The organism is Nocardioides sp. NPDC006273, from assembly GCF_040613495.1.
In the GTDB taxonomy this organism is placed as follows: Bacteria; Actinomycetota; Actinomycetes; order Propionibacteriales; family Nocardioidaceae; genus Nocardioides.
Genome location: NZ_JBEXSD010000042.1, coordinates 1 through 19,281, shown reverse-complemented (window position 1 = coordinate 19,281; position 19,281 = coordinate 1). Strand labels below are relative to the sequence as shown.

Below are 19,281 nucleotides of genomic sequence, written 5' to 3'. Positions count from 1 at the left end.
GGGAACATTCTGAGGTGAGCAAGAAGAGTGCGCCGCCGACGCCCCAGCTTCTCCAGGCCGACGACGGCACCTGGACCCTGGAGGTCCCCGGTGTGGCGACAAGCAAGGGCCACCCTGCGCCGGAGTGGGCGATGGCCAAAGGCGTCGAGGTCGTACGCCGCGCCGCCTCCGACATCGTCCGTAGCTGGATCAACGGCAAACCGGTCAGCGACGCTGAGAAGCAGGTCGTCCTGCTCGTGACCCGAGGTGACTCGCAGGTCTACGCCTGGCTCGACGCCGCCTTCGCCGACGACAACCCGCGCTGACCACCCCCTCTGCCGAGTCGGCGCGTTCTGACGAGCCGACTCGGCAGAGAATCACGTCAGGACGAGCCGACTCGGCCGGCGTCGGCGATGGCGCCGACTCCAACGGGTCCGGTGAGCGCACCGGGCAGCAGCGGGAGCTCGAGGAGTGGAGTGTCGGGAAGCGCCTCGCGCAAGGTGGCGGTCTCGGCGTCCTCCAGCCGTCGCCGCCCGGCGAGGAGCGCCCCTGCCTCGGCGGGGGAGCGGCGGTTCACGACGACACCACCCACGTCGACGCCGAGCTTCACCAGCTGCTCGTGGAGCGCGAGCGACTCCAGCACGGGCAGTCGTTCGGCGATCGTGACGACGACGAACGAGGTCAGGCCGGGATCCCGGATCGTGTCGCGCAGGGTCGCGAACCGTTCCCGGCGCCGGACGAGCACTCGTCGCAGCTCGGCGTCGCGGTCCGCACCCCGGTCCTGGCCACCGAGGCCCTGGATCGCAGCCCCGAACCTCTCCGCCCGGTCCCGGCTGGCGAGCAGGCTCTCGGTCCAGCCGGTCAGGTGTTCCGGCATCGCGAGCAGCCGCAGGGTGTGGCCGCTCGGTGCGGTGTCGTAGACGACCAGGTCGTAGTCGCTCAGCCCGGTCGCCAAGGTCTCCGCGACTCGGTCCACGATCGCCGACTCGTGGGTGCCCGGCGCCTCGCGGGCCAGCTCCAGATGGCGATCGGCGGCAGGCCACAGCCGGTCCGGCAGCATCCGGTGCATCGTCTCGCGCACCGCAGCCAGATGGGTCGACACCACGCTCTCGGGATCGATCTCGATCCCGTCGACGAGACCGGTCCCGGGAGAGGCGAGCCGGGTCGCGTCGTCGCCCACCGGGAGATCCCACAGGTGACCCAGGTTGTGGGCCGGGTCGGTCGAGACCACCAGCACCCGCGCGCCCTCCCGGGCGCGTGCCAGCGCGACGGCCGAGGCGACCGAGGTCTTGCCGACCCCGCCCTTGCCGCCGACGAAGAGGACCCTTCGCCGGCTCGTGAGACTCAGCAGCACCCGATGTGCTCCAGCGGTGAACGTTCCAGCCCGATCCGTCGGTGCCAGGCGTGGAACTCCGGATAGACCGCGGGGAGCAGGTCCGCGTTGTGGTAGGCCGCCGGATCAGGCACACCGAGCGCGTCAGCCAGCACCACCAGCATGAAGAGGTCGTCCTCCTCGCGTCGAGCGCGGGCGAACGTACGCCGGTAGGGCCCGGCGTAGAACTCCTCCAGCCCGGCGCGGAACCTGCTCCACCACGAGCTCACTTACCGACGCCCTCCTCGGCGCTGACGAGATCGGCGTCGTCCGCTTCCGGCTCGACGCGCAGCATCGCGATCACTGCCTCCACCGCGACCCACAGGGCAGCGATGATGATGACGACGTCGATGACGAGCAGCAGCCAGTCCTTGGCCTCTGCCAGGTCACCGAGCTGCACGAGCGCGGCGTAGAAGGACATCACGAACACGAAGGCCAGCGGGATGAGTGCCGGCCAGGGGTTTCGGCGCTTGCGCAGCAGCATGACTGCCACGATCGACAGCGTCAGTGAGGCCAGCAGCTGGTTGGTGGTGCCGAACAGCGGCCAGATCCGCAGACCACCCTCGCCGCCGGCCCCCTGGCTGAAGGTCAGGCCGAGCGCGATCGCCACCGCGACCAGGGTCGCGGCGATCTTCGGGATCCTCACGTTGATCAGATCGCCGGCCTCCTGGACGACGAACCGCTGCAGACGGACACCGGTGTCCATCGTGGTCGCCGCGAAGAGCACCGCCATCGTCGCCAGGATCGTGGCGCTGAGCGAGACTGGGATGCCGAGGCCCTGGTTGACCAGGTTGCCGCCGCCGGTGACGAAGGCGCCGACGCCGCCCTGGCCGAAGGCGGTGTAGACCGCCTCCCAGTCGCGTACGGTCTGGAACCCGGCCGTGGTGGCAAGGATGGCTCCCAGCGCGAGCATGCCTTCGCCGACGGCCCCGAAGTAGCCGACGAATCTCGCGTCGGTCTCCTTGTCGAGCTGCTTGGAGCTGGTGCCGGAGGAGACCATGCCGTGGAACCCGGAGATCGCACCGCAGGCGATGGTGACGAACAGCAGCGGCACCAGGCCTGGGGTGCCTTCGGGAACGGCGTCGTTGAAGGCCGGCGCGACGATCGTCGGCGACCCCAGCAGCACCGCGCCGTAGAGGATCCCCAGGCCGATGAAGAGCTGGACTCCGTTGATGTAGTCACGCGGCTGCAGCAGGATCCACACCGGCAGTGTGGAGGCGATGCCGGCGTAGACGAAGAGCGCCAGGATCCAGAAGGTGGCCGGGGACATGCCCAGGATCGGGTCGGGCAGCTCGACCGGAACGCGGTCGCCGAGGATGATCAGTCCGTAGAGCGCGGCGACGCCGAGGACCGTGGTGAGCAGCAGGTTCACCCGCCAGCGGTAGATCATCTGGCCCACGACCAGGGCGACGAGGATGGCCCCCCAGGCCGGGATCACCGCGGTCGGGGTGCCGATCAGCAGGTTCGTGATGACGACGGCGAAGGCCGCGTTGACCATCAGCAGCAGCAGGAAGATGACGACCAGGAAGAGGACGCGCCCGCGCGGACCGATGTAGCGGCCCGACAGCATCCCCATCGACTGGCCGCGGTTGCGGGCGGAGGCCCAGAGCGCTCCGAGGTCGTGCATGCCTGCGAAGAAGACCGTGCCGATCGTGACCCAGAGGAAGGCTGGGAGCCAACCCCAGATCACCGCGATCGCGGGTCCGACGATGGGCGCGGCGCCGGCGACCGAGGTGAAGTGATGACCCCACAGGACGAACTTGTTGGTCGGCACGTAGTCGACGCCGTCGCCCATGGTGTGTGACGGGGTGGAGTACGCCTCGTCCAGCTTGTAGATCCGGTTGCTCAAGAACTTTGAATAGAGCAGGTATCCGCCCGCGAACATCGCGAGCCCAAGCAGCATCAGCAGTATCGAGTTCATTCCTGCGCCCTCCTAGCCGCGGTGTGCCGAGCTGCCCGGTGGGCGGCGGGGGACGGCACACTTCGTACGCACATCCTGCTCGTGATGCTCATCACACGTCTACCCGGGGTCGGTCACTGTCCGGTACGGCCGTCGATGACCTCGCGCAGCAGGTCGGCGTGACCTGCGTGGCGGGCGTACTCCTCGATCATGTGGATCAGGATGTCGCGGATGCTGATCGGCTCGTCGCCGCGGCCGACGTCACGGGTGTCGCCGAGGATGGAGTCGTCGATGGTGTCGAGCCACTCGTCGGCCGCCCCGACCTGCGCGCGCCAACTCGCGAACGCCTCCTCGACCGACTCCTGGGTCGGTGCCACCTTGTGGAAGCCGCCGGTGGGGTCGTCTGCGTCGAGCCGCGGCAGGTCGAGGTCCTCCTTCAGCACGCGCTGAAACCAGCTGTGCTCGACCCGGGCCATGTGGCGGATCAGCCCGAGCAGGCTCAGGTCGCTCGGCGGCACGCTCTGCTTGACCAGGTCCTCCGGGCCGAGATCCTGGCACTTGAGCTCGAGGGTGAGCCGGTAGTGGCGCAGATAGTCCCGGTAGGTCGCCAGCTCGCCGACGGAGGGCTTGTCCTGGTGGCGTGGGTCCTCGCTGTCGGGAAGCCAGACGCCCTTGAAACCCACCTGCCGCTGATCGTTGCTCATGTGGCCACCCTCGCTGAGAGCCCGGCCCTTGGCCAATGATTTCAGGTGATTTCAGGAGTCGATGTCTCAGGCTCCGAAGCTCGGTCGGCGCTTCTCGAGGAAGGCGTTGATGCCCTCGCGGCCGGAGGCCGAGGCACCGAGCGCGGAGATCGACTCCGCCTCACGGCGCAGGGCCGACTCGGGGCTGGGGTCGGCGACGTCACGGACGAGGCGCTTGGTGCGGGCGAGGGCCTCGGGCGACCCGGCCAGGAGGGTCGCGACGACCTCGTCGACCGCGGCGGCGAGCTCCTCGGCAGGTACGACGCGGGCGACCAACCCGGCCTCGAGCGCCTCGGTCGCGGACAGCATGTCGCCCAGCAGGGTCAGCCGGAGCACCCGGTGCAGGCCCAGCGTGTGCACGAGGAGCGACCCACCGCCGTCGACCGAGAGCCCGACCTTGGCGTAGGCGAGGCTGAACTTCGCCTTGTCTGCGGCGATGACGATGTCGGCGGCCGCGGCCAGTGGGAATCCGACCCCGGCGGCAGTGCCTTGGACGGCGCTGACCACGATCGCGTCGCAGCGGACGAGCTCGGTGATCATCCGGTTGGCACTCTCGGCCAGCTCGAGGATGAACGGCCCCAGGTCGTCGGCGGCCGCGAACCCGGCCAGGTCGCCGCCGACGGAGAAGTACTTCCCTTCCGCCGCCAGCACGATCACCCGCGCCGAGTCGGCCTTGGCTCGCAGGATCGCCGCCAGCATCTCCTCGCCCGCCTCGGGCTTGAAGACGTTGCCCCGGTCCGGGTTGGTCATCGTGATGCGCGCGCAACCATCGGCGTACTCGTAGCGAATCAGGCTCATGCGCGCATCCTGCCAGGTGCTCCGGCCTGACTTCGCGTGCTGACGAATATCTCCTACGTCGCCGCTGCGCGCCGCTATCGTCGCGGCGTGGCGTCACCGAACGAGTTCACGATCGCCCGGGTCCCGGCCGCCGAGACCTATCCGCTGCGCGCGCTGGTGCTCCATGGCGGTGCGCCTCCCGAGGCGGCGAAGGTGGCTGGTGACGATCATCCAGAGGCGGTCACGTTTGCGGCTCGAGACGTCGACGGCGTCGTGGTCGGATGCGCGGGGCTGTTCTCAGAACCATGCCCTGACCTGCTCGATCACGGTGGCCAGGGGTGGCGCATCCGGAGGGTTGCGACCGCGTCGGAGTGGAGAGGCCGGGGCGTTGGTGCCGCCGTTCTCGGCGCGGCCATCGCCCACGCCGCAGGCCTTGGCCCGGGGCTGCTGTGGTGCAACGCGACGCCGGCCGGGTCCCGTCTCTTCGCCCGTGCTGGGTTCGAGCAGATCGGTGAGCAGTGGGTGGACCGGGAGTTCGGCGTGAACGTGCGGATGTGGCGCGCGGTCTGACGCGCGGTCCGAATCGGGTTAGCGCGGTGGGTGCCGGGCGGCGTACTCTCTTCCTTATCAGCGTTTGAGCCGTCATCAGCGGCGAGCTCCGGGAAGAACGGCTTCGGCTCACTAGACCCCGGCGGGTAGGCCCGTCACAGCCGCGAACGGAGAGGTCCGGGCACGGGCAAGCAGGGTGGTACCGCGGTCGAAAGATCGTCCCTGTGGTGAAGACAACCCACTACCACCCAGCAGGAGATGCCGCCGATGACCTATCCCAAGGTCAGCTCAGCCATAGTCCCGGCCAGCCCACGCTTCCCGGAGATCGAGACGCAGGTTCTCGACTACTGGAAGAAGGACGGGACCTTCCAGGCGAGCATCGACAACCGCGACGCCGGCAAGAACGGCGAGAACGAGTTCGTCTTCTACGACGGCCCGCCGTTCGCCAACGGCCTGCCGCACTACGGTCACCTGCTGACCGGCTACGTCAAGGACATCGTCCCGCGCTACCAGACGATGCGCGGCAAGCGCGTCGAGCGGCGCTTCGGTTGGGACACCCATGGCCTGCCCGCCGAGCTCGAGGCGATGCGCCAGCTCGGCCTGAAGACGACCGACGAGATCGCCGAGATGGGCATCGACAAGTTCAACGCGGCCAGCCGTGCGTCGGTGTTGAAGTACACCGGCGAGTGGCGCGACTACGTCACCCGCCAGGCCCGTTGGGTGGACTTCGACAACGACTACAAGACCCTCAACCCGGACTACATGGAGTCGGTGATCTGGGCGTTCAAGACGCTCTACGACAAGGGCCTGGTCTACGAGGGCTTCCGCGTCCTGCCCTACTGCTGGCAGGACGAGACCCCGCTGTCCAACCACGAGCTCCGGATGGACGACGACGTCTACAAGGAGCGTCAGGACCCGGCGGTCACGGTCGGCTATGCGCTCGACGCGACCGGGGAGGACGAGGTCCTCGACGGCGCCCACATCCTGATCTGGACCACCACGCCGTGGACTCTGCCGTCCAACCTCGCCGTCATGGTCGGCTCCGACATCGACTACGTCGTGGTCGAGGGCCCGGTCCCGGGGACTGAGGAGACGGCCAAGTACGTCCTCGCGGAGGCGCGCGTCGCGGCGTACCAGAAGGAGCTCTTCCCGGAGGCGGAGGAGGCCACGATCCTGGGCCGCTACAAGGGCGCCGAGCTGCTCGGCCGCACCTATCAGCCGCCGTTCTCCTACTACGCCGGCCACCAGAACGCCTTCCGGGTCGTGGCTGCCGACGACGCCGTGACGACCACGGACGGCACCGGGGTCGTGCACACCGCCGGCGCCTTCGGTGAGGTCGACAAGGAGGTGACCGACCGCGAGAACATCGAGGCGGTCATGCCGGTCGGCAAGGACGGCCGCTTCACCGCGCCAGTGGTCGACTACGCCGGCGTCCAGGTCTTCGACGCCAACCTGCAGATCATCGATCACCTCAAGGCGGTCACCCGCGGGGTCTCGACAGGCTCGACCACCGATATCGGGTCGGTCACCGCGGGCACGATTCTGCTGCGCCGCGAGTCCTACAACCACTCCTACCCGCACTGCTGGCGCTGCCGTCAGCCGCTCATCTACAAGGGTGTGAGCAGCTGGTTCGTCGAGGTCACCAAGATCAAGGACCGGATGCTCGAGCTCAACCAGCAGATCCGCTGGGTTCCCGAGCACATCCAGGACGGCCAGTTCGGCAAGTGGCTGGAGAACGCGCGCGACTGGTCGATCACCCGCAACCGATTCTGGGGTTCGCCGGTGCCGGTGTGGAAGTCCGACGACCCGGCCTACCCGCGCCTGGACGTCTATGGCAGCTTCGCGGAGCTCGAGCGCGACTTCGGCACGCTGCCGAAGGACGCCGAGGGCAACCCCGACCTGCACCGTCCGTACGTCGACGACCTGGTCCGTCCCAACCCGGACGACCCGACCGGCAAGTCGATGATGCGCCGGGTCTCCGACGTCCTCGACGTCTGGTTCGACTCCGGGTCGATGTCGTTCGCCCAGAACCATGTCCCGTTCGAGAACGAGGAGTGGTTCCAGCATCACTTCCCCGGCGACTTCATCGTGGAGTACATCGGCCAGACCCGCGGCTGGTTCTACACCCTGCACATCCTGGCGACCGCGCTCTTCGACCGCCCCGCGTTCTCGAGCTGCATCAGCCACGGCATCGTGCTCGGCTCCGACGGGCAGAAGATGTCCAAGAGCCTGCGCAACTACCCCGACGTCAACGAGGTCTTCGACCGCGACGGTGCCGACGCGATGCGCTGGTTCCTGATGTCCTCGCCGATCCTTCGCGGCGGCAACCTGGTCGTCACCGAGCAGGGCATCCGGGACTCCGTACGCCAGGTGATGATCCCGCTGTGGAACAGCTGGTACTTCTTCCAGCTCTACGCCAACGCGGCGGACCTGGAGACCACCGGCTCGACGGCGTCCGCGGACCCGCTCGACCGCTACGTCCTCGCCAAGCTGCGCGACTACGTCGCTGCGATGACCTCCGCGATGGACGACTACTACGTCGCCGAGGCGTGTTCGGCGACGAGTGAGTTCATCGACGTGCTCACGAACTGGTACATCCGGCGTAGCCGGGAGCGGTTCTGGAACGAGGACAAGGCCGCCTTCGACACCCTCTACACGGTGCTGGAGACGGTGACCCGCCTGGTCGCCCCGCTGCTGCCGCTGACCACCGAGGAGATCTGGCGCGGCCTGACCGGCGGTCGCTCGGTGCATCTGGCCGACTACCCGGTCGTCGAGGACCTGCCGGCCGACGGCGACCTGGTCGCCCGGATGGACGCGGTGCGCGCGGTCTGCTCCTCGACCTCCGCCCTCCGCAAGGCGCGCAAGCTCCGTAACCGGCTGCCGCTCGGCGGTCTGACCGTGGTCGGCGCCGACATCGCGGGCTTCGAGGAGATCGTCGCCGACGAGGTCAACGTCAAGTCCGTCCGGCTGCTCGCCGCCGACTCCGACGAGGCCGGGACCTACGGGATCGAGCAGCGGCTCGCCGTCAACGCCCGTGCCGCCGGCCCGCGGTTGGGCAAGGACGTCCAGAAGGCCATCAAGGGCGCCAAGTCCGGTGACTGGTCGGTGTCTGAGGCAGGTGTGGTCACCGCTGGTGGACTCGAGCTGATCGAGGGTGAGTACACCCTGGAGACCGTCGCCGGCGCCGCCACCGACGACATCGCCGTCTCGATGCTGAGCACGTCTTCGGGCGCAGGCGGCTTCATCGTCCTGGACACGGTCGTCACTCCCGACCTGGCCGCCGAAGGCCTCGCCCGCGACCTGGTCCGCGCGGTCCAGCAGGCCCGCAAGGACTCCGGCCTCAACGTCGAGGACCGCATCACCCTGTCGGTGACCGGCTCCGAGACCGTACGCCAGGCAGCCACCACCCACGCCGAGCTCATCGCCCGCGAGACCCTCGCCACTACGTACGACGTGGTGGACTCGCTGGACGGCAACCCGGTCGACCTCGGTGACGGCGAAAAGGCGCAGATCGCGGTCGCTAAGGCCTGAGGATCGTTGAACCCTAGGAGGGTGAGTCACGCTGGATGTGACTCACCCTCCTAGGGATCCTCCTGCTGTGGTCGCGCATCAGTAGCGTGTGATCGTGGCCAGCCAGAAGGACATCGACCGGCAGATCCGGGCCTACTACGGGGGCCCCGACTGGGATGAGGGAGCTCGGCTGACCAGCAGGTCGGCCCAGGGGAGCCTGGAGTTCGTGCGTACGCAGGAGCTCATCGCGGAGCGGATCCGAGCGGGATCGCAGATCGCCGATATCGGTGGCGCGACCGGGGTCCATGCCGCGGCGCTCGCGGATGCTGGGCACGAGGTCACGCTTCTGGACCCGGTCAGCGAGCAGGTCGAGCAAGCTCGGGCGTACGGGACTTTCGAGGCGCTGGTTGGCGACGCGCGTGGGCTGCCACTCGAGGACAGGAGCGTCGATGTAGCCCTGCTCCTCGGACCGCTCTACCACCTGTCCGAGCGTGAGGACCGGCTTCGGGCGCTGCGTGAGGCGATCAGGGTGGTGCGGCCGGGTGGGTGGGTCTTCGCCGCAGCGATCCCGAGACTGGCAAGGCTCGCAGCGTTGTCCGGCGGGGCCGGGATGCCGCGAGGGTGGGAGGATCTGATCGAGCATGGAACGTCGCCTGCCGGCGGACGATTCCCGGGCGGACACTTCCACACCGGTGCCGAACTGGCGGCCGAGTTGAATGAGTCTGGGTTGTTGCAGGTCGAGGTGGTGGGCGTCGAGGGACCTGCCGGCTTGGCCTTTGAACAGCTGACCGAGATCGACCCAGAGCTCTATTCGGCCGCACTGACTGTCGCGCGCGCCGTGGCCGGGCAACGGGGAGTCCAGGATCTCTCCAATCACCTACTCGCGGCCGGGAGGCGACCTTAGGAGGGTGAGCCACGGCTGGCGTCACCCTCCTAAAGTCCGGCTCCTCGGGGCCGCGGGTGCGATAACTGTGGTGTGGACATCTCGGAATCCAGGGGTGAGCGGGAGCATGCCGCGCGGCTGATGGAGGCCTGCCTCCTCTGAGTCTGCCGACGCGACGGGCCGGCACCACCTATCGTTGAGGCGTGGAAGGACCGACGCTCAAGGAGCTCGCCGTCCAGGCGCTGTCATCGGTAGAGCGCGGCTATGACCTGCTGGCGCCGAAGTTCGACGCGACGCCGTTCCGTACGCCCGAGCCGTTTCTCGCCGCCACCCGCGATGCGCTGCGGGAGCACGGGCCGTTCGAGCGTGGCCTCGACGTGTGCACCGGCACCGGCGCCGGGCTGGGGGTGCTCGCGGAGCTGACCGCGGAGCCGCCGACCGGGGTCGACTTCAGTGCCGGGATGCTCGAGCAGGCCGGCGCTGCCCATCCGGAGGCGGACCTGGTGCGGGCGGATGCTCGCGCGTTGCCGTTCGAGGCGGCGTACGACCTGGCGGTGAGCTTCGGGGCGCTGGGGCACTTCCTGCCGGAGGAGCGGCTCCCGCTCTTCGCCGGCATCCACCGGGCGCTGAGGCCGGGTGGGATCTTCGCGCTGCCGGCCGGTCAGGGGCCGAGGCCGACCCATCCGGCGTACTGGATGCTCACCGGGTTCGACCTGGCGATGCGGGTGCGCAACGCGGTGTGGCGGCCGAAGTTCGTGATGTATTACCGAACCCACCCCCGTCCGGCCCTGCTGAGGGACCTGGCGGAGGTGGGTTTCGTGGTCGGCACGACCCCGATGCCCGGGGTCGGGGAGCTGATCGTCGCTCGCCGCGGCTCGCTCAGCCCCGGCGCGGGTTCGTCTCCGACAGCCGGGCGGCGATGATCGGGACGATCACCACGGCCGCGACCAGGTGGGAGATGACCAGCATGATGTTGGTGGCGTAGGAGTCGGTGACGGCGACCAGGCTCGGGACGCACGAGAGCGCGGTCAGCGTCCAGGCGGTGCGCTTCCAGGTCGAGCGCGGACGCTTGGCGAAGCGGGCGAGGCAGACGGCGATGATGATGCCGATCAGGCCGAGCTCGGCGACGGCCCAGGCGAGCCCGGTCGCGGGGATCGCGGCGGGATCGACGCCGGTGCCGGGGAGGGCGACGTTGAACGGCACCCCGACCGCGCGGGCGGCGAACTCGAAGACGCCGGTGACCAGGGCGCCGACGAGGACGACGGCGGCGCTGACGAGCCAGACCGGCATCCGTGCGGCGAACTGGCGGGTGGTGGCGGTCGTCGTGTCCTGGGTGTAGGTGCTGGTGCTCATGGTGGTGCCTCTCGTCTCATGGTTCTCGGGGTGTTCTGTCGCGGTCCGTACGGCCGCTTCTCACCTACTCCACGAACGGTCCGACGCCGATCCGACAGCTCTCCCGAAAAATATTTCAGCCGAGTCGCCGGAAGGTGCGCATGGACAGCGGGACGAAGATCGCCAGCAGGACCGTGGGCCAGGCCAGCGCGAGCAGCATCGCGTGGTCGGCGAGCAGCCCGGAGGTGATCCCGGTCGGGTTGCCGAAGAGGTCGCGAGCGGCGGTGGCAGTGGCCGAGACCGGGTTCCAGGCGGCCAGGGTGCCGAGCCAGCCGGGCATCGTCTCTGGCGAGACGAACAGGCTCGAGCAGAATCCCAGCGGCCACACCAGCACCTGCACAATCATCAGCGCACCTTCCATCCGCAGGGTCAGGCCCAGGAAGATGCCCAGCCACAGCATCGCCAACCGCAGCCAGAGCAGGAGCCCGACCGCAGCGGCCCCCTCCAGGAACGAGCCCTCGATCCGCCAGCCGATCAGCAGCCCGCCGATCATCAGGACCCCGAGCTGGACCGCCGAGTTGCCGAGGTCGGCGACCGCGCGCCCCAAAGGCACCGCGACGCTGCTCATCGGCAGCGACCGGAACCGGTTGGTGACTCCGCGCTTGGTGTCCTCGGTGACCACGGCCATGATGCCGTCGACCCCGAACATCATCGTCAGCGCGAGCACCCCGGGCAGGAGGTAGGGCAGGTACGCCCCGCCGCCCGGCATCTCGATGGCGCCGCCGAACAGATATCCGAAGATCAGCAGCATCATGATCGAGAACAGGATGCCGAACACCGGGCCCCACGGCTCGCGCTGCCAGTGCTTGAGGTCGCGGAGCGTGATGACCCAGGTCTGTCGCAGGGTCGAGGAGAGGGCGGTCATCGGGCGGCTCCTTCGTGCTGGTGCTCGGTGTGGGGTGCGGTCAGGTGGAGAAACACCTCGTCCAGGGTCGGCCTGCGCATAAGCACGTCGTCGACGGTGATGCCGGCGGAGTCGAGGGTTCGTACGACGTCGACGACCGCGGCGCCGCCGCCGGCCGCCCCCGCCTCGACGGTGACCTCGAGCCGGTCGGTGTCGATGTTGGCCGCGGCGCCGAGCGCACCGGCCATCCGGTCGAGGTCGTCCGGCTCGGTCGCGGTGATGATCACCCGGTCGCCGCCGAGGTCGCTCTTCAGCGAGGACGGCGTGCCCTCGGCGATCACTCTGCCTGCGCCGAGCACGGTGACCCTGTCCGCGAGTTGGTCGGCCTCGTCCAGATACTGCGTGGTCAGCAGCACCGTCGTGCCGTCGGCGACCACCCGTCGCACCAACTGCCAGACCTCGTGGCGAGCGCGCGGGTCCAGCCCGGTGGTGGGCTCGTCGAGGAAGAGGATCCGCGGTCGGATGACCAGACCGGCCGCGATGTCGAGGCGTCGCCGCATTCCGCCGGAGTAGCCCGAGACCTTCCGGTCGCCGGCCTCGACGAGGCCGAAGGCCTCGAGGAGCTCAGCGGAGCGGCGTACGGCATCGGTCTTCGACAGGCCGTGGAGGCGCCCGAACATGACCAGGTTCTCCCGGCCGTGGAGAGCCTCGTCGAGCGCGGCGCTCTGTCCGACCAGCCCGATCGTGGAGCGGACCCGGGCGGGGTGGCGTACGACGTCGTGGCCGCCGACGCGCACCTCACCGGCATCGGGGCGGGTCAGCGTCGCGAAGACGTTCACCGCGGTCGACTTGCCGGCGCCGTTGGGCCCGAGCAGGGCATGCACGGTGCCGGCGGCGACCTCCAGGTCGAGGCCGTCGAGCGCCTGGGTGTCGCGGAAGCGCTTGCGCACGCCCCGCGCGGTGAGGGGAGCCGTGGTCATCGGGCCACCTCGATCCGGAACACGCCGCAGCGACCGACGAGGGCCTCGAACGCCTCCGGTGTCACCGCGGTGACGACCCCGGCATCGAGCATGATCTTCGCTCCGTCGGCCATCCGTTCCGGCCATGCCCTGAGCACGGTCAGCGCCTCCTCCTGCTCGACCTCCACGAGGCGCACCTCCTCTGTCTTCCGGCCGACCCGGAGCGTGGCTCGGCCGGCGGCGGCACGGACGTTGCGGGCCCAGTCTGCTCCCGGGAACCCTTCGAGCAGATAGCGCTGCCCGTCGAGATCCAGCACCGAGAGCGGCGTGCTGCGGGGCTTGCCGCTCTTGCGGCCCGGCACGGTCAGCACCGGCAGCTCCTTCATCCCGATCCCGGTCTTCGACAGGGTCATGAAGACCTTGTTCATCGGCTTGAGCCATCGCGGCGGGACCGGCTTCGAGTCGTTCTGCATACACGCTCCTTCAATTTCGTACGCTGTACGAAGATGTCAACGGAGTGACTGTAGCATTTGTTCCGTACGGTGTACGAAATTTTTCTGAAGGAGGTTACGATGAGCGTCGTGCCGGAGCAGCCAGACCACCCAGACCAGTCGGACCCGTCCCTGCGCCTGCTGTGGCGCCATCGGACCGCGTCGCCCGAGGAGCCGAAGTCGAAGCGGGGCCCGAAGCAGAAGGTGAGCCTCGACGAGGTCGTCGACGCCGCGATCGACCTCGCCGACGCCGAGGGCCTGCCCGCGGTGACGATGCGGGCGATCGCCCAGCGCTTCGGCCTCGGGGCGATGACGCTCTACTCCTACGTGCCGAACCGAGACGCGCTGCTGGTGCTCATGGCCGACCAGGCGACGGGTCGCGCCGTGCTGCCGGAGCTGCCCGAGGACCCGCGCAAGCGACTCGAGCTGGTCGCCAGGCTCCAGTACGACGAGCTCCGCGCCCACCCCTGGCTGCTCGAGGTGCAGGACGTACGCCCCTGGCTGGGGCCGAACATGAGCGATCGCTACGAGTGGCAGCTGCAGGCCGTCGACGGCCTCGGGCTCTCCGACCTGGAAATGGACCAGACGGTCGCGGTGCTGATGGGGTTCGCGGGCAACATCGTCCGCAGCGAGCAGATGTTGCGGCGTGCCGAGAAGGTCACCGGGATGACGGAGGCGGAGTGGTGGGCCGCCAACTACGACACCTTGAGCGAGGTCATGGCCGGCAGCCACTATCCGCTGGCCAACCGGGTCGGCACCGCCGCGGGGGAGGCCTACCAGGCTGCCACCGACCCGGCCCGCGAGCTCGATTACGGGCTGGCCCGGATCATCGACGGTGTCCTCGCGCACGTCGCCGAGGGGTCCCCTGATTGACTAGTGCCATGGCGAAGCTCGACCTGACCACCGACGTGGTGACCCTGACCCGGCAGCTGATGGACATCGACTCGGTGAGTCTCAACGAGCTGGAGCTGGCCGATGCCGTGGAGCAGGCGCTGAGCGTCTACGACCATCTCGTCGTCGAGCGGCGGGGCAACTCGATCGTGGCCCGCACCGACCTGGGCCTGCCGGAGCGGGTGGTCATCGCGGGGCACCTCGACACCGTGCCGGTCAACGGCAACTTCCCGAGCCGCCTGGACGAGGCCACCGGCATCTTGCACGGTCTCGGCGCCTGCGACATGAAGTCGGGAGACGCGGTCATCCTCAGGCTCGCCGTCACCTTGGCGACGCCCAATCGCGACGTGACGTACGTCTTCTACGACGCCGAGGAGATCGAGGCGGTCCACAACGGTCTGGGCAAGCTGGCCGCCAGCGACCCCGACCTCCTCGCCGGCGACTTCGCGATCCTGATGGAGCCCTCCAACGCCGGCGTCGAGGCCGGCTGCCAGGGCACGCTGCGGGTCGAGGTGCGCACCACCGGCGAGCGGTCCCACAGTGCCCGCTCCTGGCGCGGTGTCAACGCGATCCACAAGGCCGGAGAGGTGCTGCGTCGTCTGGAGGCGTACGACCCGCGCGAGCCGGTCATCGACGGGCTCCAGTATCGCGAGGGTCTCAACGCCGTCTTCGTCTCCGGTGGAGTGGCCGGCAACGTGATCCCCGACGAGTGCGTGGTGACGGTCAACTTCCGCTTCGCCCCGGACCGGAGCGAGGAGGAGGCGCTGGCGTTCGTCACCGAGTTCTTCGAAGGCTACGACGTCACTCTCACCGACTCCGCGCCCGGTGCGCTGCCCGGCCTGGACCGCCCGCCTGCCAAGGCCTTCATCGACGCCGTCGGCGGCGAGGTCGGGCCCAAGTTCGGCTGGACCGATGTGGCGCGGTTCACCGTTCTCGGCATACCGGCGGTCAACTATGGTCCAGGTGACCCGATGTACGCCCACAAGGCCGACGAGCACGTGAACATCTCCGAGATCATCACCTGCGAGCAGGCCCTTCGTGATTGGTTGACCGCATGACCCGACGTAGCGGCTCCGGACCGCGCCCCACCAAAGGACGCCCCGCCGGCAGCACCACCGACCAGCGACTGCTCGACAGCTCCGGCCACGGCGACTGGGTCCACACCGATCCGTGGCGGGTCATGAAGATCCAGGCCGAGTTCGTCGAGGGGTTCAACGACCTCTCCGAGATCGGCCAGGCGATCAGCGTCTTCGGGTCGGCGCGCACGCCGAAGGACCACCCGACCTACGCTCAGGCCGAGGCGGTCGGGCGCGGTCTGGCCGAGGCCGGCTTCGCGGTGATCACCGGCGGTGGGCCGGGCACGATGGAGGCGGCCAACAAGGGTGCCCTCGAGGCCGGGGGCGAGTCGATCGGCCTCGGTATCGAGCTGCCCTTCGAGGCTCGGCTCAACGACTACGTCGGCTTCGGGCTCAACTTCCGCTACTTCTTCGTGCGGAAGATGATGTTCGTCAAGTACTCCCAGGGCTACGTAGTCATGCCCGGCGGGCTCGGCACGATGGACGAGCTCTTCGAGGCGATGACGCTCTCCCAGACCAAGAAGATCACCCAGTTCCCGATCGTCCTGATGGGCGTCGAGCACTGGGAAGGGCTGCTCACCTGGATGCGCGAGACGATGCTGTCCGACGGGCGGATCAAGCAGAGCGACCTGGACATGATCACCCTCACCGACGACGTGGACGAGGCGGTCGAGCTGATGCTGAAGGCGCGTGACTGAAGGATGGGCTGGATCTTCGCGGCACTGATCGTGCTGGCTCTCGGAGGAGTCGCCCTCGTCGCAGCCGGAGCAGGTGCGCCGTTGGGGGAGGAGTACGGCGACCAGCCGGACGCTCTGGTGCCCCGTGACCGCGTTCTCGAGGCGGCAGACCTGCGCCGCGTACGCTTCTCGGTGGGGTTCCGCGGCTATCGGATGGCCGAGGTGGATTCCCTGATCGCGCGCCTTGCCGAGGAGGCAGAATGGCGTGAGTCGACCGCGGGCGGGCATGCCGGTGCCGAGGTCGGAGCCGCCGGACTGACCACATACACGCCCGAGCCCGATTCGGGCTCGACCGACGTCTAGGACAGAATCGCTGCCGTGAGCTTCGCTGCCGTACTCGTCTACGCCGTCACCGCACTCGTTGCGGTGATCGTCGCGCTCACCTATCTCAAGCCACACCTCCTGCAGCCGCAGCGGGTGGGGCTGCCGCAGAAGATCCACCTGTACGCCGGCATGGCCGGCCTGCTGGTCTGGGCGCTCTTCCTGATCTCGCCGCCTTCCTTCTTCCTCGGCGGGGACATCCCGGGCGTCGTCGGACTCTTCGGGATCTGGCTCGCCGCGATCGCGGGTCTCTACCTGCTCGCCCGGCGCCTCAAGGAGCAGCGTGCCGGGGTCGCCGAACACGATGCCTACGGCTACGACGACGCCTACGACGAGGGCTACGGCGACGTGTACAACGGGGTCTACGACGAGGCGTACGCCGCCGAGGATGGTTACGGCTACGGCGAGCCTGGCTACGCCGATGCCGGCTACGACGCTCCTGTCGAGCTCGACGACCGGGCGGGCTATGCCGACCCGCGCCGACCGGTCCAGCAGCCGATTCAGCAGCCGATTCAGCAGCCGGTGTCGCAGCCCGTGTCGCAGCCCGTGTCGCAGCCCGTGCCGCAGTCTGTTCCTCGACCGGAGGCCCAGCCGGTCGCTCAGCGGGGACGCCCGGCCGATCGCCGGCCCGAGCCCCGACGGGCGGCCCCAGGCGTCGACGAGACCGCCGTGATGGCCCCGGTGGAGCGTGGCTCCGCGCCCGCCCCGGCTCCGGCCCCCGCCCCGGCTCCGGCCCCCGCGCCGGCCCCCGCTCCCGCGCCGACGCGCGAGGGGCGGAGCGGTCGTCGCGTGGCAGGGCGTCCGGCTCCGGTCCCGCCGGCCCCGCAGCAGCCTTCCGCGCCGCAGCCGCCGGTCCCGGACGCACCAGTGCGTCCGCGGCAGGAGCGGCCGCGGCAAGCGCCCCCGGCGCCCCCGGCGCCCGCGCGCCCAGCGCAGGAGCGGCGGGCTCCGGAGCAGCCGGCGCGAGAGCGTCCACGGCCTCCGCGTCCGGCGCCCGAGGAGCCTCAGCCGCGCCCACCCGCGCCCGACCGGACCCAGGGCGGCCAGGACCCATGGGGTCGTCGTCAGGAGCCGCCGCAGCGGAGAACACGTGGCTACGACGACCGCTACGACGACCGCCGCAACGACAGTCACGACGAGTTCGCCGATCGTCGATACCGCCGCGACAGCAGCTACTCTGACTACCCGGGCGAGCAGCCGAGCCCGCCGCGAGCCCCACGGCCTGCTCCGCGCCCCGCGCCCCGCCCGGAACCCGCGCCCGCGCCTGCACCGCGCCCGGCCCCTCGCCCCGCATCCGCACCCGCTCCGGCCCCAGCCCAAGCTCCATCGCCCGCGCCGCGCCGCGCCCCACGACCTGAGCCGCGCCCGGCCCCACGGTCCGCGCCGCGCCCAGCGCCCGGCCCCGACCTCGTGCCGGCTCCCCAGCCGGCACCCCGGCCGGCGCCACCGCAGGACCCGAGCCGTCGGCCCGCTCCTCGGTCGGGACAGGAGCCTGAGGCGTACGATCCGTACTCCTTCGAGTCCTACGGCCCGCAGGAGCACGACCAGGCGCAGGACCGCGAGCAGGACTGGGCCGAGCCTCCGGCCCCGGCCCCGCGCGCACCCCGACCGCAGCCGGGTCGACGTCGGCAGGACCAGGGCTACGACGAGCCTGTCTATGCCGGATACGAGCAGGGCTACGACCAGGCCTACGAGCAGCCGTACGACCAGGGTTACGACTACGACGAGGCCTACGGTCACGGCTATGACGACCGTTACGACGATGCGTACGACCGATCCGCCGGAGGCGACCGTCGAGAGCGTGGCGGAGCATTCTTCGAGGCCTCCGGCGCGGCGATCGTGGTCCACCTCACGCTGGTGATCCTCGCGATCTGGCTGACCTGGGCCTACGGAACCTCGGTCATCTGACAGGTTCAAGGCAGGTCAACCCGCCGAAACCCCCACCTTGCCGTCAGGTCTGCTGACCTGATGAGGGATAATGGAGAAGCAATGCGCGCTCCGAGGCCATCCGGCAGGTGAGCGCCGACACGCGAGACACGGAAGAAGGTGCCGCATGGCGGCGATGAAGCCGCGGACGGGAGACGGTCCGCTGGAGGTCACCAAGGAAGGTCGGGGCATCGTGATGCGCGTCCCGCTCGAGGGTGGTGGCCGGTTGGTCGTCGAGCTGAACGCCGACGAGGCCGCAGCGCTCGGCGAAGAGATCAAAGGTCTTGGGCTGAACGCGTAGATGACCACAACGCTGCCGTCACAGGCCCTGCCGCCGCAGGTCGGGCCGCCCACCTTCACGCTGAGTCCGCTCGGTCCGGAGAGCCACGATGCCGAGATCATCGCGCTGCCGGTCATTCCTGGCGACGACGCGCTGATCATCGGCCCAGGGGCCGCCGACCTGGGCGATCACCACGACCTCCTGGGTCACCTCGAGTTCGAAGGTGCCACCGGCAGCGCCGGCGAGGTGACGACGTACGCCGTCACCGGCTCCGGCACCCTGCGGCAGATCCTCCTGATCGGTGTCGGTGCGCAGCGTCGCGACGATTTCCGGCGGGCGGGGGCGGCGCTGGCTCGCGCCGTGCGGGACAGGTCGGATGTGGTCACCACCATCGCGGCGACCGATCCCGAGGTCGCGCTGGAGCCGTTCGTGGCCGGCGCGACGCTGGGGTCCTTCCTCTTCCACTGGCGATCCGAGGGTGCCCCGTGGACGCCGGTGGAGACGATCATTCTCGCCGACCTGGGCGATGACCAGGCGGAAGCGTTGGACCGAGCCCAGGCGATCGCGCGCGCCGGTTGGCGTCCGGCTCCCAGTCGAGGCCGGGGGTCGCATGCACGACCATCTGGTTGCCTGGACCCTTGGTCGCCATCC

21 protein-coding genes are annotated in these 19,281 nt (G+C 69.5%); 12 read left to right on the top strand and 9 right to left on the bottom strand.

What is annotated here, in order from left to right; all coding sequences use genetic code 11:
* The first annotated feature begins 14 nt into the window (after nucleotides 1–14).
* Nucleotides 15–305 carry a hypothetical protein gene (locus ABZZ22_RS17985; RefSeq protein ID WP_354933769.1) on the top strand — a complete coding sequence of 97 codons (291 nt, stop codon included), beginning with the start codon at nucleotides 15–17 and terminating at the stop codon, nucleotides 303–305.
* A 56-nt stretch (nucleotides 306–361) separates the two neighbouring features.
* Here ABZZ22_RS17985 and ABZZ22_RS17980 read toward each other — a convergent pair whose 3' ends face one another.
* The 5 genes from ABZZ22_RS17980 to ABZZ22_RS17960 form a co-directional block, all read right to left on the bottom strand.
* Nucleotides 362–1,333, bottom strand: a complete 972-nt coding sequence (locus ABZZ22_RS17980) for an ArsA family ATPase (protein ID WP_354933767.1) — start codon at nucleotides 1,331–1,333, stop codon at nucleotides 362–364.
* A complete protein-coding gene (locus ABZZ22_RS17975) occupies nucleotides 1,324–1,581 on the bottom strand; it encodes a cory-CC-star protein (RefSeq protein ID WP_292652616.1) in 258 nt (85 codons plus the stop codon). The genes ABZZ22_RS17980 and ABZZ22_RS17975 overlap by 10 nt, the downstream gene beginning before the upstream one ends.
* A complete protein-coding gene (locus tag ABZZ22_RS17970) occupies nucleotides 1,578–3,272 on the bottom strand; it encodes a carbon starvation protein A (RefSeq protein ID WP_354933765.1) in 1,695 nt (564 codons plus the stop codon). Before ABZZ22_RS17970 ends, ABZZ22_RS17975 begins: the two co-directional genes overlap by 4 nt.
* Nucleotides 3,273–3,385: 113 nt before the next feature.
* On the bottom strand, nucleotides 3,386–3,955 hold the full coding sequence (locus ABZZ22_RS17965) for a DinB family protein (protein ID WP_354933763.1): 570 nt from the start codon (nucleotides 3,953–3,955) through the stop codon (nucleotides 3,386–3,388).
* Between the two features lie 66 nt (nucleotides 3,956–4,021).
* Nucleotides 4,022–4,792 carry an enoyl-CoA hydratase-related protein gene (locus ABZZ22_RS17960; protein WP_354933761.1) on the bottom strand — a complete coding sequence of 257 codons (771 nt, stop codon included), beginning with the start codon at nucleotides 4,790–4,792 and terminating at the stop codon, nucleotides 4,022–4,024.
* 87 nt (nucleotides 4,793–4,879) lie between these two features.
* Between ABZZ22_RS17960 and ABZZ22_RS17955 the strand changes: the two genes are divergently transcribed.
* From ABZZ22_RS17955 to ABZZ22_RS17940, 4 genes are all read left to right on the top strand, one after another.
* On the top strand, nucleotides 4,880–5,341 hold the full coding sequence (locus ABZZ22_RS17955) for a GNAT family N-acetyltransferase (RefSeq protein WP_354933759.1): 462 nt from the start codon (nucleotides 4,880–4,882) through the stop codon (nucleotides 5,339–5,341).
* 246 nt (nucleotides 5,342–5,587) lie between these two features.
* Nucleotides 5,588–8,851, top strand: coding sequence for an isoleucine--tRNA ligase (gene ileS / locus ABZZ22_RS17950; RefSeq protein ID WP_354933757.1), 3,264 nt, complete (start codon nucleotides 5,588–5,590; stop codon nucleotides 8,849–8,851).
* Between the two features lie 94 nt (nucleotides 8,852–8,945).
* Nucleotides 8,946–9,734, top strand: a complete 789-nt coding sequence (locus tag ABZZ22_RS17945) for a class I SAM-dependent methyltransferase (protein WP_354933755.1) — start codon at nucleotides 8,946–8,948, stop codon at nucleotides 9,732–9,734.
* Nucleotides 9,735–9,916: 182 nt separating this feature from the next.
* On the top strand, nucleotides 9,917–10,636 hold the full coding sequence (locus tag ABZZ22_RS17940) for a class I SAM-dependent methyltransferase (RefSeq protein ID WP_354933753.1): 720 nt from the start codon (nucleotides 9,917–9,919) through the stop codon (nucleotides 10,634–10,636).
* Here ABZZ22_RS17940 and ABZZ22_RS17935 read toward each other — a convergent pair.
* From ABZZ22_RS17935 to ABZZ22_RS17920, 4 genes are all read right to left on the bottom strand, one after another.
* Nucleotides 10,593–11,066, bottom strand: a complete 474-nt coding sequence (locus ABZZ22_RS17935; protein ID WP_354933751.1) for a DUF6069 family protein — start codon at nucleotides 11,064–11,066, stop codon at nucleotides 10,593–10,595. The two genes, ABZZ22_RS17940 and ABZZ22_RS17935, sit on opposite strands and share 44 nt — an antisense overlap.
* 115 nt (nucleotides 11,067–11,181) lie before the next feature.
* Nucleotides 11,182–11,970: an ABC transporter permease gene (locus tag ABZZ22_RS17930; RefSeq protein ID WP_354933749.1), complete on the bottom strand. Its 789-nt coding sequence runs from the start codon at nucleotides 11,968–11,970 to the stop codon at nucleotides 11,182–11,184.
* Nucleotides 11,967–12,929 carry an ATP-binding cassette domain-containing protein gene (locus ABZZ22_RS17925; protein WP_354933747.1) on the bottom strand — a complete coding sequence of 321 codons (963 nt, stop codon included), beginning with the start codon at nucleotides 12,927–12,929 and terminating at the stop codon, nucleotides 11,967–11,969. Before ABZZ22_RS17925 ends, ABZZ22_RS17930 begins: the two co-directional genes overlap by 4 nt.
* Nucleotides 12,926–13,381, bottom strand: coding sequence for a nitroreductase family deazaflavin-dependent oxidoreductase (locus tag ABZZ22_RS17920; RefSeq protein WP_354933745.1), 456 nt, complete (start codon nucleotides 13,379–13,381; stop codon nucleotides 12,926–12,928). The genes ABZZ22_RS17925 and ABZZ22_RS17920 overlap by 4 nt, the downstream gene beginning before the upstream one ends.
* Nucleotides 13,382–13,480: 99 nt before the next feature.
* Here ABZZ22_RS17920 and ABZZ22_RS17915 point away from each other — a divergent pair, with 99 nt between their 5' ends.
* The 7 genes from ABZZ22_RS17915 to ABZZ22_RS17885 all read left to right on the top strand — a co-directional run.
* Nucleotides 13,481–14,272, top strand: coding sequence for a TetR/AcrR family transcriptional regulator (locus tag ABZZ22_RS17915; protein WP_354933743.1), 792 nt, complete (start codon nucleotides 13,481–13,483; stop codon nucleotides 14,270–14,272).
* Nucleotides 14,273–14,280: 8 nt separating this feature from the next.
* On the top strand, nucleotides 14,281–15,348 hold the full coding sequence (dapE, locus tag ABZZ22_RS17910; protein ID WP_354933741.1) for a succinyl-diaminopimelate desuccinylase: 1,068 nt from the start codon (nucleotides 14,281–14,283) through the stop codon (nucleotides 15,346–15,348).
* On the top strand, nucleotides 15,345–16,064 hold the full coding sequence (locus tag ABZZ22_RS17905; protein ID WP_292652602.1) for a TIGR00730 family Rossman fold protein: 720 nt from the start codon (nucleotides 15,345–15,347) through the stop codon (nucleotides 16,062–16,064). The genes dapE and ABZZ22_RS17905 overlap by 4 nt, the downstream gene beginning before the upstream one ends.
* A 3-nt stretch (nucleotides 16,065–16,067) precedes the next feature.
* Nucleotides 16,068–16,406, top strand: coding sequence for a DivIVA domain-containing protein (locus ABZZ22_RS17900; protein ID WP_354933739.1), 339 nt, complete (start codon nucleotides 16,068–16,070; stop codon nucleotides 16,404–16,406).
* A gap of 15 nt (nucleotides 16,407–16,421) precedes the next feature.
* On the top strand, nucleotides 16,422–18,332 hold the full coding sequence (locus ABZZ22_RS17895; protein ID WP_354933737.1) for a hypothetical protein: 1,911 nt from the start codon (nucleotides 16,422–16,424) through the stop codon (nucleotides 18,330–18,332).
* A gap of 145 nt (nucleotides 18,333–18,477) precedes the next feature.
* A complete protein-coding gene (locus tag ABZZ22_RS17890; RefSeq protein ID WP_141781546.1) occupies nucleotides 18,478–18,651 on the top strand; it encodes a DUF3117 domain-containing protein in 174 nt (57 codons plus the stop codon).
* A partial coding sequence (locus ABZZ22_RS17885) for a M17 family peptidase N-terminal domain-containing protein (protein WP_354933734.1) occupies nucleotides 18,652–19,281 on the top strand: 630 nt, incomplete at its 3' end.